Annotated in this window: 25 protein-coding genes; 15 read left to right on the top strand and 10 right to left on the bottom strand. The window is 66.1% G+C overall.

Annotated features, from left to right (window positions below; genetic code table 11):
- Window positions 1–56: 56 nt before the first annotated feature.
- The 8 genes from ACEN9O_RS03985 to ACEN9O_RS04020 all read left to right on the top strand — a co-directional run bounded on the left by ACEN9O_RS03985 (window position 57) and on the right by ACEN9O_RS04020 (window position 6,713).
- On the top strand, window positions 57–1,283 hold the full coding sequence (locus ACEN9O_RS03985) for a hypothetical protein (RefSeq protein WP_495616352.1): 1,227 nt from the start codon (window positions 57–59) through the stop codon (window positions 1,281–1,283).
- Window positions 1,284–1,304: 21 nt separating this feature from the next.
- Window positions 1,305–2,276 carry a hypothetical protein gene (locus ACEN9O_RS03990; protein ID WP_495616353.1) on the top strand — a complete coding sequence of 324 codons (972 nt, stop codon included), beginning with the start codon at window positions 1,305–1,307 and terminating at the stop codon, window positions 2,274–2,276.
- Between the two features lie 2 nt (window positions 2,277–2,278).
- Window positions 2,279–3,286 (top strand): lysophospholipid acyltransferase family protein, encoded by a 1,008-nt coding sequence (locus ACEN9O_RS03995; RefSeq protein ID WP_495616354.1) that lies wholly within the window; start codon window positions 2,279–2,281, stop codon window positions 3,284–3,286.
- 17 nt (window positions 3,287–3,303) lie between these two features.
- Complete coding sequence (locus tag ACEN9O_RS04000) at window positions 3,304–3,975, top strand: DUF2987 domain-containing protein (RefSeq protein WP_495616355.1); 672 nt, start codon at window positions 3,304–3,306, stop codon at window positions 3,973–3,975.
- Window positions 3,976–3,988: 13 nt separating this feature from the next.
- Window positions 3,989–4,861, top strand: a complete 873-nt coding sequence (locus ACEN9O_RS04005) for a CPBP family intramembrane glutamic endopeptidase (RefSeq protein ID WP_495616356.1) — start codon at window positions 3,989–3,991, stop codon at window positions 4,859–4,861.
- A 78-nt stretch (window positions 4,862–4,939) separates the two neighbouring features.
- Window positions 4,940–5,083, top strand: coding sequence for a hypothetical protein (locus ACEN9O_RS04010; RefSeq protein WP_495616357.1), 144 nt, complete (start codon window positions 4,940–4,942; stop codon window positions 5,081–5,083).
- Window positions 5,084–5,151: 68 nt separating this feature from the next.
- Window positions 5,152–6,054, top strand: a complete 903-nt coding sequence (locus tag ACEN9O_RS04015; RefSeq protein WP_495616358.1) for a hypothetical protein — start codon at window positions 5,152–5,154, stop codon at window positions 6,052–6,054.
- Between the two features lie 104 nt (window positions 6,055–6,158).
- On the top strand, window positions 6,159–6,713 hold the full coding sequence (locus tag ACEN9O_RS04020; protein WP_495616359.1) for a cob(I)yrinic acid a,c-diamide adenosyltransferase: 555 nt from the start codon (window positions 6,159–6,161) through the stop codon (window positions 6,711–6,713).
- Between the two features lie 4 nt (window positions 6,714–6,717).
- Here the strand turns inward: ACEN9O_RS04020 and ACEN9O_RS04025 are convergent, their stop codons facing one another.
- From ACEN9O_RS04025 to ACEN9O_RS04040, 4 genes are all read right to left on the bottom strand, one after another.
- A complete protein-coding gene (locus tag ACEN9O_RS04025) occupies window positions 6,718–7,467 on the bottom strand; it encodes a M48 family metalloprotease (RefSeq protein ID WP_495616360.1) in 750 nt (249 codons plus the stop codon).
- A 165-nt stretch (window positions 7,468–7,632) separates the two neighbouring features.
- Complete coding sequence (dxs, locus tag ACEN9O_RS04030) at window positions 7,633–9,504, bottom strand: 1-deoxy-D-xylulose-5-phosphate synthase (protein WP_495616361.1); 1,872 nt, start codon at window positions 9,502–9,504, stop codon at window positions 7,633–7,635.
- A complete protein-coding gene (locus ACEN9O_RS04035; protein WP_495616362.1) occupies window positions 9,505–10,395 on the bottom strand; it encodes a polyprenyl synthetase family protein in 891 nt (296 codons plus the stop codon).
- Window positions 10,392–10,649, bottom strand: coding sequence for an exodeoxyribonuclease VII small subunit (locus ACEN9O_RS04040; protein WP_495616363.1), 258 nt, complete (start codon window positions 10,647–10,649; stop codon window positions 10,392–10,394). The genes ACEN9O_RS04035 and ACEN9O_RS04040 overlap by 4 nt, the downstream gene beginning before the upstream one ends.
- Window positions 10,650–10,973: 324 nt before the next feature.
- Between ACEN9O_RS04040 and ACEN9O_RS04045 the strand changes: the two genes are divergently transcribed.
- Genes ACEN9O_RS04045 through ACEN9O_RS04055 form a run of 3 tightly spaced genes read left to right on the top strand, consistent with a single transcriptional unit; the run spans window position 10,974 to window position 13,873 of the window.
- The gene (locus tag ACEN9O_RS04045) at window positions 10,974–12,074 is read left to right on the top strand and encodes an aromatic ring-hydroxylating oxygenase subunit alpha (RefSeq protein WP_495616364.1); all 1,101 of its coding nucleotides are present in this window, start codon (window positions 10,974–10,976) and stop codon (window positions 12,072–12,074) included.
- A gap of 7 nt (window positions 12,075–12,081) precedes the next feature.
- Window positions 12,082–13,005, top strand: a complete 924-nt coding sequence (locus ACEN9O_RS04050) for a DMT family transporter (RefSeq protein ID WP_495616365.1) — start codon at window positions 12,082–12,084, stop codon at window positions 13,003–13,005.
- Between the two features lie 13 nt (window positions 13,006–13,018).
- Window positions 13,019–13,873, top strand: a complete 855-nt coding sequence (locus ACEN9O_RS04055) for a sulfurtransferase (RefSeq protein WP_495616366.1) — start codon at window positions 13,019–13,021, stop codon at window positions 13,871–13,873.
- On the opposite strand, the gene ACEN9O_RS04060 is transcribed toward ACEN9O_RS04055, so the two are convergent.
- The 5 genes from ACEN9O_RS04060 to polA form a co-directional block, all read right to left on the bottom strand.
- Complete coding sequence (locus ACEN9O_RS04060; RefSeq protein ID WP_495616367.1) at window positions 13,870–14,178, bottom strand: hypothetical protein; 309 nt, start codon at window positions 14,176–14,178, stop codon at window positions 13,870–13,872. The genes ACEN9O_RS04055 and ACEN9O_RS04060 overlap by 4 nt on opposite strands.
- Complete coding sequence (locus tag ACEN9O_RS04065; RefSeq protein ID WP_495616368.1) at window positions 14,150–14,431, bottom strand: hypothetical protein; 282 nt, start codon at window positions 14,429–14,431, stop codon at window positions 14,150–14,152. Before ACEN9O_RS04065 ends, ACEN9O_RS04060 begins: the two co-directional genes overlap by 29 nt.
- 61 nt (window positions 14,432–14,492) lie before the next feature.
- Complete coding sequence (locus ACEN9O_RS04070) at window positions 14,493–15,251, bottom strand: ZIP family metal transporter (RefSeq protein WP_495618424.1); 759 nt, start codon at window positions 15,249–15,251, stop codon at window positions 14,493–14,495.
- 127 nt (window positions 15,252–15,378) lie between these two features.
- Window positions 15,379–16,263, bottom strand: a complete 885-nt coding sequence (locus ACEN9O_RS04075) for a dienelactone hydrolase family protein (RefSeq protein ID WP_495616369.1) — start codon at window positions 16,261–16,263, stop codon at window positions 15,379–15,381.
- A 110-nt stretch (window positions 16,264–16,373) separates the two neighbouring features.
- The gene (polA, locus tag ACEN9O_RS04080; protein WP_495616370.1) at window positions 16,374–19,136 is read right to left on the bottom strand and encodes a DNA polymerase I; all 2,763 of its coding nucleotides are present in this window, start codon (window positions 19,134–19,136) and stop codon (window positions 16,374–16,376) included.
- 244 nt (window positions 19,137–19,380) lie between these two features.
- Between polA and ACEN9O_RS04085 the strand changes: the two genes are divergently transcribed.
- From ACEN9O_RS04085 to ACEN9O_RS04100, 4 genes are all read left to right on the top strand, one after another.
- Window positions 19,381–19,785, top strand: a complete 405-nt coding sequence (locus ACEN9O_RS04085) for a hypothetical protein (RefSeq protein WP_495616371.1) — start codon at window positions 19,381–19,383, stop codon at window positions 19,783–19,785.
- Window positions 19,786–19,867: 82 nt separating this feature from the next.
- Window positions 19,868–20,827, top strand: coding sequence for a homoserine kinase (locus ACEN9O_RS04090; RefSeq protein ID WP_495616372.1), 960 nt, complete (start codon window positions 19,868–19,870; stop codon window positions 20,825–20,827).
- Entirely contained in the window at window positions 20,824–21,597 is a 774-nt protein-coding gene (locus tag ACEN9O_RS04095) for a BPSS1780 family membrane protein (protein WP_495616373.1), read from the top strand. Before ACEN9O_RS04090 ends, ACEN9O_RS04095 begins: the two co-directional genes overlap by 4 nt.
- Window positions 21,598–21,611: 14 nt before the next feature.
- Complete coding sequence (locus ACEN9O_RS04100; protein WP_495616374.1) at window positions 21,612–22,709, top strand: acyltransferase family protein; 1,098 nt, start codon at window positions 21,612–21,614, stop codon at window positions 22,707–22,709.
- A 9-nt stretch (window positions 22,710–22,718) separates the two neighbouring features.
- On the opposite strand, the gene ACEN9O_RS04105 is transcribed toward ACEN9O_RS04100, so the two are convergent.
- Window positions 22,719–25,022: a UvrD-helicase domain-containing protein gene (locus tag ACEN9O_RS04105; RefSeq protein ID WP_495616375.1), complete on the bottom strand. Its 2,304-nt coding sequence runs from the start codon at window positions 25,020–25,022 to the stop codon at window positions 22,719–22,721.
- Window positions 25,023–25,559: the final 537 nt, after the last annotated feature.

The raw sequence follows: 25,559 nt of genomic DNA on the forward strand, positions 1-25,559 counted from the left end.
ACACGCCGCGCTCCCGTTTCTCTCCGCCTCACTCCCCTCATTCCGCGTTCCCCCACATGGCCGCCATACCCACGCTCAAAGAAGGCATCCGGATCTCGCCATACCGCGACGCCGGCGCCGCACAACGCTTCCTGCTGGAGCTGGGCAACCGCCATTTCCTGATTACCGCCAAATCGCGCGCGCTGATCGAAGCGCTGCTGACGGCACCGGCCACGCCGGACGAGTTGGAGCGCGAATACCTGCAACGCAGCGGCGCCGCGCTGCCCGCTGACGAGCTGATCGCGCTGGCCGCCGGCACCCTGCCCGCCGCGCTGTTCAGCGACGCCGCCCCGGCCGCGCGCGGCAACCCCTTCACCATCAGCATCGACCTGCTGTCGCCGTGGTATGCCGGGCTGCTGACCAGCCGCCTGGCCTGGCTGTTCAAGCCGTCGCTGGCATGGAGCCTGGTGGCCATCTTCGCCATGCTGCACGTTTGCGTGCTGCCGGCCGCCATGCACGCTGCCCACGAGGGCTGGAGCGGCAGCGGCGGCCCGCGCCTGGTGGCCCTGCTGCTGCTGAGCGGACTGATCCACGAACTGGGCCACACGGCGGCCTGCCGCTATTTCAATTGCCCGCACGGCGCCATCGGCTTCGGCCTGTATGTGATCTTTCCCGCCTGGTACGCCGACGTCAGCAAGGCCTGGCGCCTGCAGCGCCGCCAGCGCGCGGTGGTCGACCTGGGCGGCGTGTATTTCCAGGCGCTGATGCTGATCGGCGTCGATGTGTACGCGCTGGTCAGCGACAGCCCCGACGCGCTCAAGCTGATCTGGCTGGTCACCTTCACCATGTTGTTTACGCTCAACCCCGTGTTCAAGTTCGACGGCTATTGGCTGCTGTCCGACCTCAGCGGCCTGCACAACCTGCACCGCCAGGTGCGCCAGGCCAGCGCCGACATGCTGATGCCGCTGTTCGGCCGCGCCCGGGCCGCCGCGCGCCCGCCGGTGCTGTACGCCTACGGCCTGCTGAGCGGCGCCTACACGCTGTATTTCGCCAGCTTCCTGGCGACCGAAGTGCTGCGGCTGGTCCGGACGCTGCCGGCCGCGCTGGCCAGCAGCCTGCACCAGCTGGGCGCGGCCGCCGGCACCGCCCGGCTGGCGGACGCCGGCTGGTCCGCCTGGGGCCTGCTGGGCGAATTGCTGTGGCCATTGGTGATCATCTCGGCCTGCGTCATGCTCGCCATGAAAACACTGCGGGCGCTGGCGGGGCTGCGCGACGCCGTCATGCACGCCCGCTACGCCGCCTGACACCGCCACGGAGACGCCGCCATGTTCCTTCGCTTCCCATTCCTTGCCGCCCTGTTGCGCCGGCCGCCGGCCGCCTCCTACGCGGCACGCCTGCAGCGCCAGCGCGCCGAGGCCAACACCACCCGGCTCGCCGCCAAGGGCCTGCAGCACGCCCTGGCGCTGGGCAACGACGAGGCGATGCGCATCGCCGGCGCCGCGCAGGCGGCCTACCGCCAGCTGTGCGCGCAGCGCGCGCCCGGCAACACGCCGCCGGCGCTGCTGCGCACGCTGAGCGACAAGCTGGCGCATCACGCCTGCCTGCTGGCCCTGCCGTACAGCCTGCCCGGGCTGCGGCTGCTGCGCCAGCTCGCCGCGTCCGGCCTGCCCCTCGTGGTCGTCACCACGCCGGTGGTGGAGCAGATGCTGGCCGAGATCGGACTGCCCGCCGGCAGCCTCCCCAGCGTCGCCACCAACCAGGTGGTGCGGATGATCAAGGCCGGAACGCCGCAGCCGACGCTCTACATTTCCTTCCCGGAGCTGCACACCGGCAGCGACGGCACCCGCACCTGGGTCAGCTTCAACGAGATGCGCCACGGCATGTCGCTGCTGGAGCCCCTGCTGTGCTGCCTGGGGCTCGATACGCTGTACACGCTGACGCCGGCCGCGGAGCCCGAGCTGGCGGCGATGGGCTTGACGCAGCCGACGCCGCGCGACGCCAAGCTGGTCCTCAACGGCGTCGCCAGCTGGCTGACCGGGCACCTGCAGGCGGCCGCCAGCGCGCTGCCGGAACAGACCCTGTCCTGGTCGCAGTTGTACCGCGCCAGCGCGGCCTATCTGCAAGTCGAACGCGACGACCAGCTCAAACAGCTGAACGCCTACCTCGACGCCTGGCATCGCCACGGCGGCGAGCTGGACAGGGGCGCCTACGCGACGGCCCGCGCGCGGCTGGCCGCCTGGGCCGCCCAACCTGTCGCGCCCGCCCCTCAAGAAGCCGGCCTGCCGGCGCGGGGATAGCCATGCCACCCATGACCGAACTGCTGCTGCACCTGCGCCTGCGCCTGGCGCGCGCGCAATTGGAACTGAGCAGCCTGACCGAACGCGACGGCCGCCGCCAGTTCGCGCAGGCCGTCGGCGTCGCGCTGCCCGAGCTGTCCGCCGCCGAGCTGGACCGCCTGTACTCGCGCTATCGCCTGTCCATGCGCAATTTCCATCTGATCAAGACCCACCTGGCCGGGCTCGACGCGGCGCGGCTCGAGTCCTTCGTCGCGCGCCATGTGCGCGTGGAAGGCGAGGCCAGTCTCGATCAGCTCAAGCGGGACGACAAGCCCGTCATCTTTGTCACGCCGCACTACGGCAACTTCCAGCTCGGCTGCCTCAAGCTGATCCAGGAAATCGGCCGCCACAAGACCGTCAACGCGTTCTACAACCCGCCGTCGGTCAGCAGCAGTTCCAGCGGCTTCGAGGAACTGTTCCAGCGCCTGGGCTACGGCTTCAACGCGCTGTTCAATGACGACAGCGCCGTGCTCAAGGCCCTGCGCGTGCTGCGCCGGGGCGAAGCGCTGACGATGATGCCGGACGTGTTCGACATCAGCGGCCATGCGCTGTATGTGCCCTTCTTTAACCGGCTGGTGCCGGCGATGGCAGGCACCAGCCTGTTCGCGCTGAAGAGCAACGCCACCGTCATCGTCGGCTACAGCTGTCCCGGCGACGGGCTGGACACGACGGTCAGGCTGGGCGCGCCGCTGACGGTGCAGCGCAGCGGCGACCTCGAGGCCGACATCGCCGCGCTGACCGCCGCCATCTTCCGCGACATCGAGGCGCAGATACGGCGCGCGCCGCAGCACTGGGTGTATCTGCCCGGCTGCGGCGAGCTGCTGCAGCGGCGCCTGCGCGTGGACAACGGCTCGCCGCAGGAATGGCTGGCGCGCCTGCAGTCGGCCGCGCCGGCCTTCCGCGACACGCTCCCTGAATTCCCGCAACTGCTGCAGGACATGGCGCCATCGGCTCCGGCCGCCATGCCATGATCAACCGGAGAAGCCCGATGCCCCACCCCGCCCTGGCCGCGCTGCTGGCTTGCCTGAGCCTGAGCGCGGTCGCCGCCGAGCGCGAACTGGTCGACTACCAGACGCTGCTGAAAATCACCCACCTGGACAAGGTGTACGAGTTTCCCGCCGAGCAGCGCGACAAGCTGGTCATCCGCGCCAGCATGAAGCCGCGCAACGCCACCATCCGGCCCGAGGAAGTACGCCTGTTGCTGGTTGACGGCGACGAACGCACGCGCCTGCCCGTCAGCGCCGACGGCGGCTTCGACCTGAAGTCCGAGCCGCGCTGGCTCAAGGCCAACCCGATGGTCTACACCAGCCTGGCGGCGGACGAGAAGTCGGCGTTTTCCTTCAGCGCCCGGCCGACGCTGCCCGACGGACTGCGCTTCAGCTACGCCAGCCTGATGCTCAGCGTGCGCCAGATGAACGCCATGATGCGCGCCGGCGCCGGGCCGATGCGCTTCTTCATGCCGACCTTCACCGGCATCGAGCTGCAGTTCGCGGCCGCCGCCGCGCCGACGCTGGAGCTGCAGACGCGCGACGGCGTACGCCAGGTGCGCGCCGACGCGCAGGCGCGCATCCGGCTCAAGCTGGATGAGGCGCTGCTGGCCGCCAATGCGCAAATCCTGCTGTCGGCGCGTCCGCTGGCGGCCGACTTCCTGACCGACTGAGGACGCGCACACCATGCAACTGTCGAGTGCCATAGCCCGTATCATGCGCCGGCTCCAACCCTGGGGCCCGCGGGCGCTGCGCTGGCCGATGGCGCGCATCGCGCTGGCCTGGTGCGTGGTGGGCCTGCCCGCGTTCGGGCTGACCGCGCTGCTGGGCGCGGATGCGGCGCCGTGGTCGCGGCTGCTGCGCCCGCTGCTGGTAACGGCCCTGACGCTGAGCGCCTACGGCGGCTATGTGTACCTGGTCGAACGGCGCCGTCCCGACGAGCTGGCGGTGGCGGGCGCCTGGGCCGAGGGCGGCGCCGGATTGCTGATCGGTACGCTGGCGTTCGGCCTGGTGATATCGGTGCTGGCCATCTCCGGCACCTACCAGGTCGAAGGCCACAACCACTGGGCCGAGCTGGCGCTGAACGTGCCCGGCTTCGTCCAGGGCGCGGTGACCGAGGAGATCCTGTTCCGCGCCATCCTGTTCCGCATCCTGGAGCGGCGCTACGGCAGCATCGCGGCGCTGCTGGCGTCGGCACTGCTGTTCGGCGCGCTACATCTGAGCAATCCCGCCGCCACCCTGTTCAACGCCACCGCGATTGCCGTCGAGGCGGGTTTGATGCTGGCGGCCGCCTACATGCTGACCGGCCGGCTGTGGCTGTGCATCGCCATCCACTTCGCCTGGAATTTCGTGCAGGGGCCGGTGTGCTCGGTGGCCGTGTCCGGTTATGCCCAGCAAGGCTTCCTGATCGGCAGGCTGGAGGGACCGGACTGGCTGACGGGCGGGCGCTTCGGCGCCGAAGCCTCGCTGGCCGCCGTGGCGGTGTGCACCGTGCTGGGGCTGGTGTTGCTGACACTGGCGCGCGACGCCGGCCGCTTCGTGCCCGCCGGCAGGCGGTAAAAAATACGCAGCCGTCCGGCTGCTCAGGGCCGCCGAAAACTGATCTAGAGTAGGCACAGCAACAATGAAGGAAATCGCATGGACCTCGTACTTCACGGCGTACCGACAATGGCCGACCACATCGAGCAGAAACTCGCCCAGATCAAGGAAGTCATTTTCGAGCAGATCGAGACGCCGCCGGTGGCTCTGGAATGGACTTGCCCGACGCAGGAAGCGTACTAAGCAGCACCTTTCGCTCAACTCAACTCCCGTTGTTTTGCAAAGGCGCGCCAACGCCTTTGCTTTTTTTTATGCAAAAATCCCGCACCGTCATGGCATTGACCAACATGCTGCGGCTGGGCATTCCGCGCCCCGCCGCCTATGCGCACATCCGCAAATGGCGCCGCTACCAGGACAGCCTGCTGGCCAACGAAGACATGGACGCGCGCTACCGCCACCTGGGCCCGGCGCCCGACGCCAGCGTCGCGACGCTGTACATGTCCTGCCACTACGGCAGCTACCCGGTGCTGGTCAAGGCGCTGGCCGACGCATCGCCGGCGCGCAAGGTCTATTGCTGCATGAGCACGCAAAGCGACGAGCATGCGCAGATGTTGCACCGGCTGGCGCACCGGCACGGCTTCAGTATCGAGTTCATCCTCGGCGGCCTTCCGCTGATTAAAGGCATGCGCCGCGCGCAGGCCGAGCGGGCGCCGATTTTCGTGCTGATCGACCGGCCATGGGGCAGCGGCTCGCCGGCCGACACCAGCCATGCCTTCCTCGACGGGCACATCGTGGCCAAGCCGGCCTTGTTCACGCTGGCCGAGCGCATGCGGCTGCCGCACCGGCTGCTGTTTGCCGATCCCGCGCCGGATGGCTGCGTGATCACCGATCTCGGCCCGCTGTCCCAACGGGACTGCCTGCGCGCGCTGGAGCAGCGCGTGGCCGCCCACCCCTACTACTTCGACCGCATGTTCGACCTGCACAAGTTTTTCCGCAACGACCGGCGGCACGACGCCTATCTGCTGTTCAAGGTGGCAGCCGGCCGCTACCTCCTGGACGTCGACCGCCAGCGCAGTTTCGAGTTGCCGGAGCCGCTATACCGGCAGTTGTCGCAGGCCCGGCGCCGGCACGGCAATTTCGACGGGATCGACGAACTCGCGCTCACCGGCCAGAGCGCCATATTCGGCCAGCGCCACCCGCGGCACGCCTGGTAGCGCGAAAACTGCTGACACGGCAGGCCGCCTTGGCGTATGCTTCGACCCCATCAGCCATCTGGAACCGGCCGGCGTGGCGACCAAATAACCACTGAGGAAACAACATGGGCAATCGACTCTCCAAAATCGCCACCCGCACCGGCGACGGCGGCACCACCGGCCTCGGCGACGGCACCCGCACCGACAAGGACAGCGTGCGCATCCATTCGATCGGCGAGGTCGACGAGCTGAACTCGCACATCGGCCTGCTGCTGTGCGAAGACATGCCGGCCGACCTGCGCGAAGAGCTGGTCACCATCCAGCACGACCTGTTCGACCTGGGCGGCGAACTGTGCATCCCCGGCTACCAGATGATCACCGAGGCGCACGTCGAGCGCCTGGACGCGCTGCTGGCCAAGTACAACGCCACCCTGCCGGCGCTGACGGAATTCATCCTGCCGGCCGGCTCGCGCGCGGCCTCGCAGGCGCATGTGTGCCGCACCGTGTGCCGCCGCGCCGAACGCGCCATCGTCACGCTGGGCAAGACCGAGACCATCCACGAGCATCCGCGCCAGTATGTGAACCGCCTGTCGGATCTGATGTTTGTGCTGTCGCGAGTGTTGAACCGCTTTGGCGGCGGCAGCGACGTGCTGTGGCAGCACGAGCGCAAGCGCGGCTAGGCGTTCACCGGTCGGACTGGAACAACAGCGCCATGCCCTTGGCCATGCTGAGGCGCGAGGCGCTGGGCGGATAGGCGCTGGACACCAGCGCCGCCTGGTCGCCGGTGGACAGCTTGCGGTAGAAGCTGACCATGTCGGCCGCCGGCCAGCCGGCGCGGTGCGCCAGCACCATGCCCAGCTGGTCCGCCTCCGATTCCTGCATGCTCGATAGCTTGGACAGCCGGATCTGCACCGACAGGTCGCTCTCCAGCCGCTCCATCACCACCTCCAGCGGCACCGCCGGATAACGGTTCAGGAATAGCGCTTCCGACAAGGTTTCACGGTGATGTTCGGCCACCGCGTGGGCGACTTCGTGGCCCAGCAGGGTCGCCAGCTCGCCGTCGCTCAGCGCCAGCTGGCGCACGAAGGCGCTGCCCACCAGGATTTTGCCGCCGGCCATGCAGATGGCGTCGACTTCGGTATCGCTGGTGGTATGGAACTCCCACTCCCACCCGGCCGCCTCCGGCTTCAGCGCCACGGCGGCGCGGATCAGGCCCGCGCCGATCGACTGCAGGCGCGCCAGCAGGACGCGGTCGTCATCCAGCCGGCCGGCGGCCGCCAGGCCGACCACGCGGTCGATGTAACGGTCTTCCACCGTGCTGGCCACTTCCTCGGCGCTGAAACCCATGTCCTGCACCCTGCCCGATTCCGGCACCTGTGCGCCCGCCGTCCCGCAGGCGAACATCAAACCGGTAAGAAAACAGGCGGCATGCATGGCGATATAAACCGAATAAACTGTTTATATCAATATAGGATGCGTTCTTGAGATAGGCAAGAGAATTAACCGCGAGTCATTCCCGCGCAGGCGGGAATCCATACTGAGCTTGCCCCAGCGACGTTGTATGGATTCCCGCTTTCGCGGGAATGACGAGGGATGGGTTTAGCCGTTGTTGACCACCAGGCGCGGCTCGGCGCCGGCGTGGCGTTGCTTGATCGAGGCGGCGATGCCGGCGCCGTCCAGGCCCACGCTGGCGAGCAGCTTGGCGGGATCGCCATGGTCGATGAACTTGTCCGGCAGGCCCAGCATCTGCAATGGCTTGACGATGCCTTCGGCGGCCAGTGCCTCGGCCACGGCGGCGCCCGCGCCACCCATGATGCAACCCTCTTCCACCGTCACCAGGTAGTCGTGCTCGGCGGCCAGCTGCTTCACCAGCGCCACGTCCAGCGGCTTGACGAAGCGCATGTTGGCGACCGTAGCGTCCAGCGCCTCGCCGGCGGCCATGGCCGGCGCCACCATCGAGCCAAAGGCCAGGATCGCAATCTTCTGGCCCTTGCGCTTGATTTCGCCCTTGCCGATTTCTATCGCGGTCAGCTCCGGCTTGACCGCCGCGCCGGTGCCCGCGCCGCGCGGATAGCGGATCGCCGCCGGTCCCTTGTACTGGTAGCCGGTGGTCAGCATCTGGCGGCATTCGTTCTCGTCCGAGGCGGCCATGACCACCATGTTCGGAATGCAGCGCAGGTACGCCATGTCGTAGTTGCCGGCGTGGGTGGCGCCGTCCGCGCCCACCAGGCCCGCGCGGTCCAGCGCGAAGGTCACGTCCAGGTTCTGCAGCGCGACGTCGTGGATCAGCTGGTCGTAGCCGCGCTGCAGGAAGGTGGAGTAGATCGCCACCACCGGCTTGAGCCCTTCGCAGGCCAGGCCGGCACCAAAAGTCACGGCATGCTGCTCGGCGATGCCGACGTCGAAGTAACGGTCCGGGAACTGCTGCTCGAAGCGCACCATGCCCGAGCCTTCGCGCATGGCCGGCGTGATGCCGACCAGCTTCTTGTCGGCGGCGGCCATGTCGCACAGCCAGTTGCCGAACACCTCGGTGTAGCTCATCTTGCCTGGCGCGGCGGCCGGCTTGAAGCCCTCGGCCGGGTTGAACTTGCCGGGGCCGTGGTACAGCACCGGGTCGGCCTCGGCCAGCTTGTAGCCCTGGCCCTTCTTGGTGACCACGTGCAGGAACTGCGGGCCCTTGAGCTGCTTGATGTTCTGCAGCGTCGGCACCAGCGATTCGAGGTCGTGGCCGTCGATCGGGCCGATGTAGTTGAAGCCGAATTCCTCGAACATGGTGGCAGGCACCACCATGCCCTTGGCGTGTTCCTCCAGCCGCTTGGCCAGCTCCAGCACGGGGCCGGGCAGCACCGACTTGCCGACGTTCTTGGCGGCGGCGTAGAACTGCCCCGACATCAGGCGCGCCAGGTAGCGGTTCAGCGCGCCCACCGGCGGCGAGATCGACATGTCGTTGTCGTTCAGGATCACCAGCAGGTTCAGGTCTTCCTGCACGCCGGCGTTGTTGAGCGCCTCGAAGGCCATGCCGGCGGTCATCGAGCCGTCGCCGATGACGGCGATGGCGTGGCGGTGCTCGCCCTTGATCTTGGCCGCCTGCGCCATGCCCAGCGCGGCAGAGATCGACGTCGACGAGTGCGCCGTGCCGAAGGTGTCGTATTCGCTTTCGTCGCGCTTGGGGAAACCGGAGATGCCGTTGAGCTGGCGCAGCGTGTGCATGCGCTCGCGGCGGCCGGTGAGGATCTTGTGCGAGTAGGTCTGGTGGCCCACGTCCCAGACGATGCGGTCGTGCGGCGTGTTGAACACGTAGTGCAGCGCCACGGTCAGCTCGACCGTGCCGAGGTTGGACGACAGGTGGCCGCCGGTCTTCGATACCGAATCCAGCAGGTAGCCGCGCAGTTCATGCGCGAGCGGCGTCAGCTGGGTGCGCGACAGCTTGCGCACATCCGCTGGTGAATCTATGTTTTCGAGCAATTTCATTTATGCCTTCCGCTGCACGATCAAATCCGCGAGTTCGCGTAACCGCAGAGCTTTTTCTCCAAACGGCGCGAGCGCTGCGTGCGCGTCGAGCCGCAATGTTTGCGCCAGCGCGCGCGACGGTTCCAGACCCAGGATCGAGACATAGGTCGGCTTGTTGTCGGCGGCGTCCTTGCCGGCGGTCTTGCCCAACGTGGCCGAATCGGCCGTAGCGTCGAGCACGTCGTCCACCACCTGGAAGGCCAGGCCGATGGCGCGTGCGTAGTCGTTCAGCGCGCTCAGCTCGGCCGGATCGAGATCCTTGCCGGCCAGCGCGCCCAGTACCACGGCGGCGCGCAGCAGCGCCCCGGTTTTGAGCTGGTGCATCTGCTCCAGCTGGGCCAGCGTCAGGCTCAGGCCCACGCTGTCGAGATCGATCGCCTGGCCGCCGCACATGCCGGCCGAGCCGGACGCGTGCGCCAGCAGCCGCAGCATCGCCACCTGGCGCACCGCGGGGATGCTGTCGGCCTCGGCCAGCACCAGGAAGGCCTGCGATTGCAGCGCGTCGCCCACCAGCAGCGCGGTGGCTTCGTCGTAGGCCACGTGCACCGTCGGCTTGCCGCGGCGCAGTTCGTCGTCGTCCATGCACGGCATGTCGTCGTGCACCAGCGAATAGGCGTGGATCATTTCCACCGCGGCGGCGGCGCGGCTCAGGATGGCCGCGTCGGCGCCGAACAGCGCGCCGGCCGCGTACACCAGCAGCGGACGCACGCGCTTGCCGCCGCCCAGCAGCGCATAGCGCATCGCCGCGTGCAGCTTGGTCGGCACCGTGGTGGCGGCGGGCAGGAAAGCGGATAAATCGTTTTCCGACGCCGCCTGCACGGTCTTCATCCAGTCGTCGAAGGCGCCGCTCATTGTTCGGCCTCGCCGGCTTCCGCGAAAGGCTTGAGCATGTCGCCTTCCAGCACCTTGACCTGGGATTCCACTTTTTCCAACTGGGCGGCGCAGAACTTCACCAGCTCCGAGCCGCGCGCATAGGCGGCCACCGAAGCTTCCAGCGGCAGTTGGCCTGCCTCCATTTGCGCAACCAGCTGCGCCAGTTCCGCCATCGCTTCTTCAAACGAGACGGGGGCGGCGGCGGTCGCGTCGGCAGTTAATTTGTTAGACATAGTCACTCAGGTTTCAAGGCAAAAACACGTGCCAGCGCAGTGTAGCCCGTTATTTTAGAACAAACCACCTTATCCGGTGGAACTATAGCTGCCCGGCCGGGGGCGTGAACTATGGATTTTATCGCAATCGCCCCCAGATCCCGTGCAAGCATGCGATTTTCACAATGATTTGCGCGCGGAACGAGCACATCCATCCGCTGGGCAGGGGCAAAACACGGTATAATCGCCGGTTCTGTCCGAAATACCATTTTCAACAACTTTGAATTCAGGTCTTTACGGATTCTGTCTCTCTTTGGTTTGATGTACATATTAAGGGGGGTTGGGATGTCCGATCTGGGTACCCACGCCAAGCTGGCGCGTTCAAACGCGCAACTTCCGGTAGACGTCTATTTTGACGAAGCGCTGTTGCAGCGCGAAATGCAGCAATTATTCCAGGCTGGCCCGCGCTACATCGGGCACGAGCTGATGGTGCCGAACGTCGGCGACTTCGCGACCCTCGTCTCTGAAGACGAAGGGCGTATGCTGGTGCGCAACGCCAATGGGCTGGAGGTGCTCTCCAACGTCTGCCGCCACCGCCAGGCGCTGATGTTCAATGGCCGCGGCAACGCCAACAACATCGTCTGCCCGCTGCACCGCTGGACCTACGACCTCAAGGGCGAGTTGATCGGCGCGCCGCACTTCCCGGAGACGCCCTGCCTGAACCTGCCCAAGACCCGGCTGCAAAGCTGGAACGGCCTGCTGTTCGAGCAGAACGGCTACGACGTCATGGACAAGCTCAAGGAGCTGTCGGTGACCAGGGACCTGGATTTCTCCGGCTATATGTTCGACCACGTCGAGGTGCACAACTGCGACTACAACTGGAAGACTTTCATTGAAGTCTATCTGGAGGATTATCACGTCGAGCCCTTCCACCCGGGCCTGGGCGGCTTCGTCAGCTGCGACGACCTGCGCTGGGAATTCGGCCGCGACTACAGCGTGCAGACCGTCGGCGTCAACAAGGGCTTGCGCAAGTCCGGCTCCGAGATCTATAAGCGCTGGCAGGAGCAGGTGCTCAAGTTCCGCGGCGGCGAACCGCCACCGTACGGCGCGATCTGGCTGACGCTGTATCCGAACATCATGGTCGAGTGGTATCCGCATGTGCTGATCGTCTCGACGCTGTGGCCGGACGGCCCGCAGCGCACCAGGAACGTGGTGGAGTTCTACTACCCCGAGGAGATCGTGCTGTTCGAGCGCGAGTTCATCGAGGCCGAGCGCGCCGCCTACATGGAAACCTGCGTCGAGGACGACGAGATCGGCCAGCGCATGGACGCCGGCCGCAAGGCGCTGATGAAGCGCGGCACCACCGACGCCGGTCCCTACCAGTCGCCGATGGAAGATGGCATGCAGCACTTCCACGAGTGGTACCGGGCCAATATCGATCTCTAGGAAGCCGATGCAGTCACTTTGGATGTTGTTCGCCAGTTTCATGTTCGCCGCGATGGGGGTGTGCGTGAAGCTGGCCTCGGAGCAGTTCTCCACATCCGAAATCGTGATGTACCGCGGCGTGGTCGGCGTGATCATGCTGTTCACCATCATCAAACTTCAAGGCGGCAAATTCACCACCACCATGCCGGGCGCCCACCTGTGGCGCGGACTGGTCGGCGTGGTGTCGCTGTGGCTGTGGTTCTACGCCATCGCCAAGCTGCCGCTGGCCACCGCCATGACCCTCAACTACATGGCGCCGATCTGGATCGCCGTGTGGCTGTTCGCGATGGGCTGGTGGCACGCCAGGAACCAGGTCAGGTGGCCGCTGCTGGCGGCAGTCGGCATGAGCTTTGTCGGCGTCACGCTGCTGCTGCAGCCGGCCTTCCATTCCAATCAACTGACGCCGGCGCTGATCGCGCTCACTTCCAGCGTGCTGTCGGCCATGGCTTACCTGCAGGTGCGCAAGCTGGGGCTGGCGGGCGAGCCCGAGAACCGCGTGGTGTTCTATTTCGCGATCATGAACCTGGTGGCAGGCATCGCCGGCAATTATGCGCAGGCCGGCGGCCGGGGCGCGGTGTGGCATCCGGTCACCAGCGTGCACGGCGGCTTGCTGTTGCTGGGCATCGGCATCTGCGCCACCAGCGCGCAGGTCGCCATGACGCGCGCCTACCGCCTGGGCCAGACGCTGGTGGTGGCCAACCTGCAATACACCGGCATCGTGTTTTCCAGCGTCTGGGGCGTGTTCGTGTTCGGCGACGTGTTCAGCTGGCTTAGCTGGACGGGCATCGGCGTGATACTGGTGTCCGGTGTGGCCACAACGTTTTACAATACGCGTAACACCGAGCGCGGTAAGGCCATTGCCGTTACCGATCCGATCGCCAGCGAAGTCTAAGGAAACCCGGAATATGCACACCACCCTGATCAGCGCCACCGACCTGTCCCAGCACCTGACCGACGACAATTGGGTGATACTCGATTGCCGCCATGACCTGATGAACCCGAACGCGGGCCGCGACGGCTTTGCCATCGGCCATATCCAGAACGCGCAGTTCGCCAACATCGATACCGATCTGTCGGGCGCCAAGCAGGGAGCGGACGGCAAGTTCCGCGGCCGCCATCCGTTGCCGGAGCGCGCCGCGCTGATCGACACGCTGCGCAGCTGGGGCATCAACGACAACACGCAGGTGGTGGCGTATGACGCGCACGGCGGCATGTTCGCGGCGCGCCTGTGGTGGTTGCTGCGCTGGGTGGGGCATCCGGCGGTGGCGGTGCTGGACGGCGGCCTGGCCGCATGGCAGGCGCAGGGCTTGCCGATGGTGACGCCGGAGGCGCCCCGCGCGCGCGGCACGATCCACGAGCAGCCATCGCTGGCGCCGACGGTATCGGTGGAGGACGTGGTGGCCAACCTGGCGACGCAGGCGCGCACCGTGGTTGACGCGCGCGCGGCCGACCGTTATCGCGGCGAGAACGAGACCATCGATCCGGTCGGTGGCCATATTCCCGGCGCGAAAAACCGCTTCTTCAAGGACAACCTGAACGCCGACGGCCGCTTCAAGGATGCCGCGCGGTTGAAGGAGGAATTCGCACCGCTGTTCGCCAGCGCGCCGCAGGCGATCATGCAATGCGGCTCGGGGGTGACGGCCTGCCACAACCTGCTGGCACTGGAAGTGGCCGGCCTGCCCGGCGCCGCGCTCTACCCCGGCTCCTGGAGCGAATGGTGCGCCGACCCGGCCCGGCCGGTCGCCACTGGCGCTGCCTAGATTTTTCGCACGCGCGCCTGCCGCACCCAGCGCGTAATTGTGATTTCACCGCCAACAACGGTGTATTCGATCGTATGCCCGGTTTTGGCAATTAGAAATCGTCGGGTATTGCGGCGCCGCGTGAGCGTGCCTATCCCCGGCTGTATGGCGATGGCATCCAACGCGGCGGAAACTCGTTGCTGAATCAGAATGCTGGTGCCGGGATCTTGTGCCCCGATGCGATGCAGCGAGTTATTCAGCGAGGTTCGCGCGCGCGAATTCCAGCGCACCGGAAGCTTAGCCGGCGTTCCGCTTCCGCTTGGCATAACTCTCCACTATGCGCCGTGCTTCCGCCATGACTTCGTCATTTGGAATGGTACGGCCAGCGGCAATATCTTCTTCAGCTTCAAGATCGGCCCGCACCCCGTCCTCTACATCCTCGAACCCGTAGAGCCATACATCAGGCCAGAGGTGTTCCGGAGTCACGTCTGCGAGACTGGCCAGCCGTTCCAGCCGCGCGCGGTCGGCGGCGGATAATGCCGCTAATGCCTCAGCTTGCTTTTTTTTTCTGGAGTTCATCCCACCATGATACTCCCGGCGCCGCCTGGTGCAAGCGCGCCGGATTGAGCGGTCACAAGCCTCAGTGGCCGTGGGTCAGGAACAGGACGATGGCGACGCCGAGCGCAATCAGCAGCACTTGCGGGATGGTTTCGCGCAGCGTGGCGCGGCGCTGCATCTGCGGCATCAAATCGCTGACGGCGATGTAGATGAAGCCCGACGAGGCAAACACCAGCACGTACGGGATCATGCTGCTGGCGCGGTCCAGCGTGTAGTAGCCCAGCAAGCCGCCGGCGATCGACAACAGGCTGCACAGCAAGTTGTAGACGTAGGCCCGCGTGCGCGTGAAGCCGGCGTTGAGCAGCACGATGAAGTCGCCGATCTCCTGCGGAATCTCGTGCGCGATGATGGCCAGCCCCGTCACCAGGCCCAGCTCCGGATTGGCCAGGAAGGCCGCCGCGATCAGGATGCCGTCGGTGAAGTTGTGCATGCCGTCGCCGACCAGGATCATCCAGCCGGCCTTGCCCGCCTCGCGCTTGTCGTGGCCGTGATGATGGTGGTGGCCGTCGCCCTCGTGGTGGTGCGAATGGCGCAGGATGGCCATCTTCTCCAGCAGGAAGAAGGCCAGCAGCCCGCCCAGCAAGGTGCCGAACAGGCTGCGCGCGCTGGCTTGCGATTCAAACGCTTCCGGCAAGGCGTGCAGCAGGGAGGTCGACAGCATGATGCCCACCGACAGGCTGACCATGCGCTCCACCACTTTCGACAGCAGCGTAAACGAGAACGCCGCGGCAGCGGTGATGCTGACGACGCCGGCGACCGTGGTGGCCAGTAGGATGGAGATGAGTACGGGATCGATGTTATAGCCTCTTGTAGCAGGGACCGCGTAGCTGCGCGCAGGCCGGGGGCGTTATTTTACCGCCCGGCCCGGTTTTATGCTCATCTTTGGCCAAAAGCCCCTGAAACAGCGCTCAGGCGACGCCGTTCTGCTTGAACCAGGCCAGCGCGCGGTTCCAGCCGTCCTTGGCGTCCGCCTCGACGTAGCTGGGGCGGTAGTCGGCGTGGAAGGCGTGGCCGGAATTCGGATAGACCACGAAGGTTGCCTTATTCGGCCCCTTGGCCAATGCGGCCTTCATCGCCGCGATCGAGTCCTGGGTGATGCCGGTGTCCTTCAGGCCGTACAGGCCCAGCACCGGCACGGTCAGAGATCCAGCGATATCAATTGGGTGCCTGGGAGTCACCGGATTGCTCTCGCCCACCAGGCGGCCATACCAGGCCACGCCGGCCTTGATGCTCGGGTTGTGCGCGGCGTACATCCAGGTGATGCGCCCGCCCCAGCAGAAGCCGGTGATGCCGATCCGGTCGCCGTCGCCGCCGTTGGCCTTGGCCCAGGCCACGGTCGCGTCGAGGTCGGCCATCACTTGCGCGTCCGGCGTCTTGGAGATGATGTCGCGTTGCAGTTCGGCGATCGAGGCGGCCTTTTGCGGATCGCCCTGGCGCACGAACAGCTCCGGCGCCAGCGCCAGGTAGCCCAGCTTGGCGAAGCGGCGGGCGACGTCGGCGATGTGCTCGTGCACGCCGAAGATTTCCGACACCACCAGGATCACCGGCAGCTTGGTCTTGCCTTCCGGCTGGGCGCGGTAGACCGGCACCTGCACGCCATCGACCGTGAGGGTGATGGTGCCGGCGGTCAGGCCGGCGGTGTCGGTCTTGATGACGTTTTGCGCCACCACCGGCAGCGCGGCGGCGGCAAAGCCGGTGCCCAGCGCCACCTTCAGGAAGTCACGGCGGTCGACACCGTCCGACAGACTGGTTTTGGTCAGCAAACTCTCTGCGTCCTGCCTCAAATCATCCATGCGATTCCTCCGATAGTAGAAAGCACCGTCATTCCCGCGCAGGCGGGAATCCATGCCGAGCATGCCGCCCAGCGTACTATGGGTTCCCGCCTACGCGGGAACGACGGCGGTTAGTGTGCCTCGTCCCAGTTTTTGCCGACACCCACTTCGGCGGTCAGCGGAACCTTCAGCTCCGCCACGCCAGCCATCAGCTTCGGCAGCATTTCCTTGACCAGCGCCAGTTCGGCGTCCGGCACTTCCAGCACCAGTTCATCATGCACCTGCATGATCATCCGGGTGCCAAGCTTATCCTTTTCCAGCCAATCCTGCACAGCCACCATGGCCAGCTTGATCAGGTCGGCCGCCGTGCCCTGCATCGGCGCGTTGATCGCGGCGCGTTCGGCGCCCTGGCGGCGCGGGCCGTTGGGCGAATTGATCTCCGGCAGCCACAGGCGGCGGCCGAACACCGTCTCAACGTAGCCGCGCGCCTTGGCCTGCAAACGGGTGTCGTCCATGTACTGCTTGACGCCCGAGAAGCGCGCGAAGTAGCGGTCGATATAGCTTTGCGCGGCGCTGCGCTCGATGCCCAGGTTGCCGGCCAGGCCGAAGGCGCTCATGCCGTAGATCAGGCCGAAGTTGATGACCTTGGCGTAGCGGCGCTGCTCGCTGCTGACTTCTTCCGGCGGCACGCCGAAAATCTCGGCGGCCGTGGCGCGGTGAATGTCGACGCCCTCGGCAAACGCGCGCAGCATGTTCTCGTCTCCCGAGATGTGGGCCATGATGCGCAGCTCGATCTGCGAATAGTCGGCCGAGACGATGTGGCTGCCCGGCGGCGCGATGAAGGCTTCGCGGATGCGGCGGCCTTCCTTGGTGCGGATCGGGATGTTCTGCAGGTTGGGATCGTTGGAGGCCAGCCGCCCCGTCACCGCCACCGCCTGCGCGTAGTTGGTGTGCACGCGGCCGGTGTCCTGGTTGATCCCCTTCGGCAGCTTGTCGGTGTAGGTCGATTTCAGCTTCGACAGGCTGCGGTATTCCAACAGCACTTTCGGCAGCGGATAGTCCTCGGCCAGCTTTTGCAGCACTTCCTCGTCGGTGGACGGGGCGCCGCTCGGGGTCTTCTTCACCACCGGCAGCTTCAGCTTCTCGAAGAAGATCTCGCCGATCTGCTTAGGCGAGCCGAGGTTGAACGGCTGCTCGGCCAGCTCGTGCGCCTTCGCCTCCAGCTCGACGATGCGCGCGCCCAGCTCGGCCGACTGGATGTTGAGCAGCTCGGCGTCGATGTGCACGCCGTTGCGTTCGATCTTTTGCAGCACCACGGCGGTCGGCAGTTCGATGTTGCGGTAGATGAAGCTCAGCTTGGCGTCGTTTTCCACCTCGCCGATCATGGCCAGGTGCAGGCGCAGCGTGATGTCGGCGTCCTCCGCCGCGTACTCGGTGGCGCGGCCGATCTCCACCTTGTCGAAGGTGATCATGCTGGCGCCCTTGCCGCACACGTCCACAAACGGGATGGTGGTGTGGTTCAGGTGGCGCAGCGCCAGGCTGTCCATGTCGTGCGTGCGGTGCGATTCGAAGACATACGATTCGAGCAGCGTGTCGTGATAGATGCCCTGCAGCTGGACGCCGTGGTTGGCGAAGATGTGGCTGTCGTACTTCAGGTTCTGGCCGACCTTGAGCTTGCCGGCGTCTTCCAGCCACGGCTTCAGTCTGGCCAGCACGTGCTCGCGCGACAGCTGCTCCGGCACGCCCTGGTAGCTGTGCGCGACCGGGATGTAGCAGGCCACGCCCGGCTCCACCGACAGCGAAATGCCAACCATCTGCGCCGTCATCGGCTCCAGCGAGGTGGTTTCGGTGTCGACCGCGGTCAGCTTGGCGGCGTCGATCAGCGCGATCCACTTGTCCAGCTGGGCGTCGGTCAGCACGGTTTCGTAATGGGTGTCGAGCTTGGGCGCTTCGCCGAACATGTCCAGGTTGGCGGAGACGGCGCCGCCGGCCGCCGGCTCGGCGGCCGCCTTGCCGACCGGCGCCTGCGGCGTGGCCGCGCCCAGCTCGCGCAGCAGCGTCTTGAAGCCATACTTGCTGAAGAAGGCCAGCAGCGTTTCCTGGTCTTCGCCGCGCGCCACCAGCGATTCGCTGATCGTCGCCATGTGGGCCGACAGGTCGCAGTCCAGCTTCACGGTGATCAGTTCGCGGCCCTTGGGCAGCCATTCCAGCGCACTGCGCAGGTTCTCGCCGACCGCGCCGCCGATCTGGGCGGCATTGGCGATCACGCCATCCAGCGAGTCGTAGGCGCTCAGCCACTTGAGCGCGGTCTTCGGGCCGCACTTGGACACGCCCGGCACGTTGTCGACGGTGTCGCCGATCAGGGTCAGGTAGTCGATGATGCGGTTCGGCGGCACGCCGAACTTGGCCAGCACGCCGGCCTCGTCCATTTTCTCGTTGGTCATGGTGTTGATCAGCATGACCTTGTCGTTGACCAGCTGCGCCAGGTCCTTGTCGCCGGTCGACACCACCACGTTCATGCCGGCCTGCGCCGCCTGCACCGACAGCGTGCCGATGACGTCGTCCGCCTCCACGCCCTCGACCATCAGGATGGGCCAGCCCATGGCCTTGACCGCCTCGTGGATGGGTTCGATCTGCAGGCGCAGGTCGTCCGGCATCGAGGCCCGCGTGGCCTTGTATTCCGGGTACATATCGTCGCGGAAGGTCTTGCCCTTGGCGTCGAACACGCAGGCGATGTAGGCGGCCGGGTAGTCGGCGCGCAGACGGCGCAACATATTGACCATGCCGTGCATGGCGCCGGTCGGATGGCCGTCCGGGCTGCGCAGGTCGGGCAGCGCGTGGAAGGCGCGATAGAGGTAACTGGAACCGTCAACTAACAGCAGGGTATTTTGCATAGACACTAGATATGGGTGAGGGCGCCGCGCAACAATGGCGGCAAGGCCACGAATGCCGCATTATCGCAGGTTTTGGCGGCGCTTCCGCCTGCCCGCCACGGTCTTTTCAAAACAACAATATCCCACCGGCGCCGTGGGGAAATCGGCTTTTAAAAACAGCGAGGCGTGTCTGTTTGTTACAATGGATCATACATAAAATTTTGACGGTTTTTCACACCCGTTCCTTACCCTAAGGCGATCCATCATGACGCGCACCTCCATCCTCTGGCCGGCCCTCCTCCTGACGCTCAGCGCCCACACCGCGTTCGCCCAGTCGACCCCGAGCCAGGCGCCGCCAAAACTGGAAAAAATCGAGGAAGTGGCCGACGATCCGATCACCGTGACCGCCAAGCCGACGCCGGAGCACAAAATCACCGAAAAGCGCGACAACAGCGGCCAGGTGGTGGAAGCGACCGTCAAAAGTGGTCCCAGCACCTACACGCTGAAGCCGAACCGCCCGGCCGGCACCGCCCTACCCGGCGATGCCATGGGGAGCGCCAACCGCGGCCCCCAATGGACAGTGATGGAATTCGACATCGGCAAGAAAAAGAAAAAAACCACGGAAGAAGACGGCTCGACGGACACCACCGCGCCGCCTGCCGTGAAATAAAGCGAGCGCCCGCCCTGCGCGGGCGTCCCCCGGCGCCCGCCCCGACGGCGGCGCCGTTCACCGAACCTCATCAAGTTTTCTCATGGCAGTGTTTACCCCGGTCAGCCTGGACGACCTTACCCAGTGGATCAAGCAATTCCCCCTCGGCCAGCCCTTGGCGCTCAAAGGCATCGCCAGCGGCATCGAGAACAGCAACTTTTTCCTGACGACGGAAGCGGGCGACTACGTCCTGACCATCTTCGAGAACCTGTCTTTTGAACAGTTGCCGTTTTACCTCAAACTGATGCACCACCTGGCCGACCGCGGCGTGCTGGTGCCGGCGCCGGTCGCCAACGACCAGGGCGAGCTGATCGTCGCGCTGCACGGCAAGCCGGCGTCCATCGTCAGCAAGCTGGAAGGCAAGTCGCAGATGGACCCGCAGCCGGTGCATTGCGCCGCCGTCGGCGCCATGCTGGCGCGCATGCACCTGGCCGCCGTCGACTATCCGCTGCAGCAGCCCAATCTGCGCGGCCTGGACTGGTGGAACCAGACCACGCCGCTGGTGCTGCCCTTCCTGGACGACGGCTGCGCCCACCTGCTGCGCGCCGAGATGCATTTCCAGGAGGCGTTTGCCGGCTGCGACACCTACCACCAGCTGCAACGCGGCCCGGTGCACGCCGACCTGTTCCGCAACAACGTCATGTTTGACGGCGAACGCCTGACCGGCTTCTTCGACTTTTACTTCGCCGGCTGCGACACCTGGCTGTTCGACGTCGCGGTCACCGTCAACGACTGGTGCATCGACCTCGACACCGGCGTGCTGGACACCGCCCGCGTGCGCGCCATGCTGGACGCCTACCACGCCGTGCGGCCGTTCACCGACGCCGAACAGACCGCCTGGCAGCCGATGCTGCGGGCGGCGGCGCTGCGCTTCTGGCTGTCGCGCCTGTACGACTTCCACCAGCCGCGCGAAGCGGAGATGCTGACGCCGCACGACCCGACCCACTTCGAACGCATCCTGCGCGAACGCATCGCCACGCCGGCGCCGGGATTGCGCGGATGAACAAACTCCCCGCCAAGGCCGGTTGGCACTGGGTCAAGCAGGCCATGCAGCTGTTCCGCAGGCAGCCGGGCGCGCTGATGGCGCTGTTCTTCTGCTGCATGTTCATGTCGCTGTTCTCGCTGGTGGTGCCCCTGCTCGGCTCGGTGGCGCCGACCCTGCTGGCGCCGATGTTCACCATCGCCATGCTGCAGGCCTGCGCCGACATCGACCACGACAAGCGCGCCATGCCGAACCTGGTGTTCAGCGGCTTCCGCAAGCCGGCGCGCAACGCCTTGCTGGGCCTGGGCGCGCTGTACCTGCTGGTGATGCTGCTCGCGCTGGCGGTGCTGAGCTGGCTCGATGACGGCGTGCTGATCCAGATGGCCACGCGTCAGATCCCGATGGACAAGGACTTGCTGGAAAATTCCCGCAGCGCCCTGTTTGTCTCGTCCGCTATCTACATGCTGGGCTGGATGCTGACCTGCCTGGCCGCGCCGCTGATCTACTGGCAGAACATGACGCTGGCCAAGGCGCTGTTCTTCAGCGTGGTGGCGGTGTGCCGCGACATCCGGGCGTTCCTGACGGCGGCCATCGTGCTGTTCCTGATGTTCCAGGTCGGCAGCATGATCCCGATGCTGGTGTTCGATTCGGCGCAGCTGGAAGTGACAGCCATCTTCACCATCTTCCTGATCATGGTGGTGCTGATGCACTGCACGCTGTACACCTGCTACCGCCAGATCTTCGGCACGCCCGAGGCCAGCGCGCCGCCGGCCGCGCCACCCGCTCCTTAATCTTTTTCCGCCCCATGACTATACCGCGCACGCTGGCCGCCGCCATCGAATCGAACGACAACAGTTTCAATTTGGTGAGGCTGGTGGCCGCCTTGCTGGTGGTGTTGTACCACGCCGGCGTACACCGCACCGTGGCGCCGGGGCCGGATCCGTTCAGCGCGCTGCTGCCGCCGACCGCCGACATCGGCGCGCTGGCGGTGGACGTCTTCTTCGTCCTGAGCGGCCTGTTCATCACGCAAAGCTGGATGCGCGATCCCGACCTGCCGCGCTTCATCGCGCGCCGCGTCACGCGCCTGGTGCCGGGCCTGTTCGTCTGCCTGGCGCTGACCACCGTCGTCGCCGTGGTCTTCTTCTCGGCCGAAGGCATCGCCGGCCTGGCCGACCCGGCGCCGTGGCGCTACATCTTCAACGGCGCCATGCTGCACTGGCTGGTCTACATCATCCCGCCAACCGAGCTGGCGCTGCCCAAGGTGCTGGGCGGCGCGGCGCTGAACGGCTCGCTGTGGACGGTGTACTGGGAAGGCCGCATGTATGTGATGGTGGCGCTGATCGGCTTCGCAGCGATCCTGCCGATGCGGCGCTGGATGATGGCGATGTCGCTGATCCTGGCGGTGGCGGCGTTTCAGTTTCCGACCGTGCTGGCCGGCTATGTGTGGGAAGCGCGGCTGTGGACGCTGTTCCTGAGCGGCATGCTGTTGCAAACGCTGGCCGCCGACGTGCGCTGCGGCCCGCGCCCGTTCATCGCCGCCTGCGTGCTGCTGGCCTTGAATTCGACGCGCTGGCTGGCCCTGGAACACCAGGCCTTGACCGTGTTCGGCGTCAACCTGGTCTGCATCACGCTGGCGCTGTGGGTGGGCAGTTCGCAGCTGCTGCGCTGGCGCCATCTGCAGCGCCACGATTACTCCTACGCCATCTACATCTATCACTGGCCGGTGATGATCATGCTGAAAAACGTGCTGCCGCCGTCCGGCATCTGGACCCTGCTGGCGGCCACGCTGGCGATCGTGCTGCCGTTGTCGGTGTTCAGCTGGCATTGCGTGGAAGCGCCGGCGCTGGCGTATGTGCGCGCCGCGCTGCAGCGCCGGCGCGCACTGGCCGGCGCCGCGGCCTGAGTCCGCCGGCTAGCGGCCCAGCCGGTCCAGCTTGGCGATGCTCAGGTCCAGCACCTTCATGCCGTGGCTGCCGAAGTTGATCTGCGCGCGGGCGTTGTTGCCGCTGCCCTCGATGTTGACGATCACGCCCTCGCCGAACTTGCCGTGCGCGACGGACTCGCCGATGCGCCAGCCGGAGCCCGACGACTTCTGAGCGATCTTCTGCGCGATGGCGTTGTCCGAACCGACCAGCGGCGCCGCGTCCCAGGTCGACTTCTTGTTGGCGAACCAATGCGACTGCACCTTGGGCGACAGCCACTTCAATGATTCCTCCGGCAACTCGTCGAAGAAGCGCGACTTCATGTTGTAGCGGGTCTGGCCGTGCAGCATGCGGGTCTGCGCAAAGCACATGTACAGGCGCTGGCGCGCGCGCGTGATCGCCACGTACATCAGGCGGCGCTCCTCCTCCACGCCGTCGTGCTCGCGCGAGCTGCTCTCGTGCGGGAACAAGCCCTCCTCCAGCCCGGTGATGAAGACGTTGTTGAACTCCAGCCCCTTGGCCGAGTGCACCGTCATCATCTGCACGGCTTCCTGGCCGGCGGTGGCCTGGTTGTCGCCCGCCTCCAGCGACGCGTGCGACAGGAAGGCCGACAGCGGCGACATCACGGTCGGCAGCGCGGCGTCGGCGTCGAGGATCTCGAAGCCGTCCTGGTTGACGATGGGCGCGCCCGCCTGTGCCTGGGCCTGCGGGCCCAGATGCGCCGGGGCGCCCTGGCCGTAGCCTTCCTCGGACACGAACTGGGTGGCCGCGCTGACCATCTGTTCCAGGTTCTCGATGCGGTCGGCGCCTTCTTTTTCGGTCTGGTAGTGGGTCAGCAGGCCGGACGCCTCCAGCACCACGCGCACCAGTTCCGGCAAGGCCATCTGCTGGGTTTCAAAGCGCGCGCCCTCGATCAACTTGACGAAGCCGCCCAGCGACGAGCCGGCCTTGCCCGCCACATAAGGCACGGCCGCGTACAGGGAAATGCGGTGCTGGTCGGCCGCCGCCTGCAAGGCTTCGATCGAACGCAGGCCGATGCCGCGCGTCGGAAAGTTCACCACGCGCAGGAAGGCCGAATCGTTGTGCGGATTGTCCATCAGCTGCAGATACGCGATCGCGTGCTTGACCTCGGCGCGCTGGAAGTAGCGCAGGCCGCCGTACACGTGGTACGGGATGCCGGCCGAGAACAGCGCATGCTCGATCACGCGCGACTGTGCGTTGGAGCGGTACAGCACGGCGATCTCGCTGCGGGCGGCGCCGTCGGCGATCAGGTTCTTGGTTTCCTCGATGATCCACTGCGCCTCGGCCAGGTCGGAGCTGGCCTCGTACACGCGCACCGGCTCGCCGTGGCCGGCGTCGGTGCGCAGGTTCTTGCCCAGGCGCTTGCTGTTGTTGGCGATCAGCACGTTGGCGGCGTCCAGGATGTGGCCGTGGGAGCGGTAGTTCTGCTCCAGCTTGATCAGGTTCTGCACCTTGAACTCGCGCTCGAAGGCGCTCATGTTGCCGACGTTGGCGCCGCGGAAGGCGTAGATGCTCTGGTCGTCGTCGCCGACGGCGAACAGCGCGCTGCCGCCGTCGCGTTCGCCGTGGCCGGCCAGCAGTTTGAGCCACTTGTATTGCAGGTCATTGGTATCCTGGAACTCGTCGACCAGGATGTGCTTGAAGCGCTGCTGGTAATGCTCGCGCAGCGGCTGGTTGCGGCAGAGCAGCTCGTAGGTGCGCAGCAGCAGCTCGGCGAAATCAACCACGCCTTCGCGCTGGCACTGGTCGTCGTACAGCTGGTAGAGCTCGCACTTCTTGCGCTCGTCGGCGTTGTAGGGTTCGATCTTGTCGGCGCGCAGGCCCTGGTCCTTGGCACCGTTGATGAAGTACATCACCTCCTTGGGCGGAAACTTCTCGTCGTCGATGTTGTTGGCCTTGATCAGGCGCTTGATGGCCGACAGCTGATCCTGGCTGTCGAGGATCTGGAAGGTCTGCGGCAGCGCGGCGTCGCGGTGATGGGTGCGCAGCAGGCGGTTGCACAGGCCGTGGAAGGTGCCGATCCACATGCCGCGTGTATTGATCGGCAACATGGCCGACAAACGCGTCATCATTTCCTTGGCGGCCTTGTTGGTGAAGGTCACCGCCAGGATGCCGGACGGCGACACCTGGCCGGTCTGGATCAGCCAGGCGATGCGGGTAGTCAGTACGCGGGTTTTGCCGGAGCCGGCGCCCGCCAGGATCAGGGCGCTTTGTGCCGGCAGGGTCACGGCGGCGAGTTGTTCGTCGTTGAGATTATGAAGAAGATTGTGCATCCCGTGATTATACCGGCCTTGGGGTCAAGTCTGACATTCGGACACGACCTCTGCCGTAGCGTTCGCTACGGCAGAGGCCGTGTCCGAATGTCAGACTTGACCCCAGTTTTATGCGGACGGTGCGGGGACCACTTTGCCGGCCTTGATGGCGTCCTTGATCAGCTCTTTCATGGTGCGCTCGGCTTCGCGGCTGGCCCTGGCTTGTTCGCGGCCCAGCTCGCCCATGACCTGGCCCAGCTCCGCCATCGGCTTGCCGACTTCGGACATCTGCTTGCTCAGCGCTTGCATCGGCGCTTGCATGGCCTGGATTTTCTCCAGCTGCGGCGCCAGCTCGCGTTGCGATTGCGCGATCTGGCTTTGCAACGGCGCCATTTCCGCCTGCAACGCGGCTTGGCGCTCGTGGAAGCGCCGCAGCTTTTCCGGGGTCGGGTCGTCACCCAGTTCGCGCGCGGCCTGCTCGATGCGGCGGCCGATCGCTTCCTGCTGGCGACCGACCCGTTCGATCAGGCGCTGCTGGCGATCCATGTCCAGCTGGGT

The sequence above is a fragment of the Duganella sp. Dugasp78 genome (genome assembly GCF_059491455.1).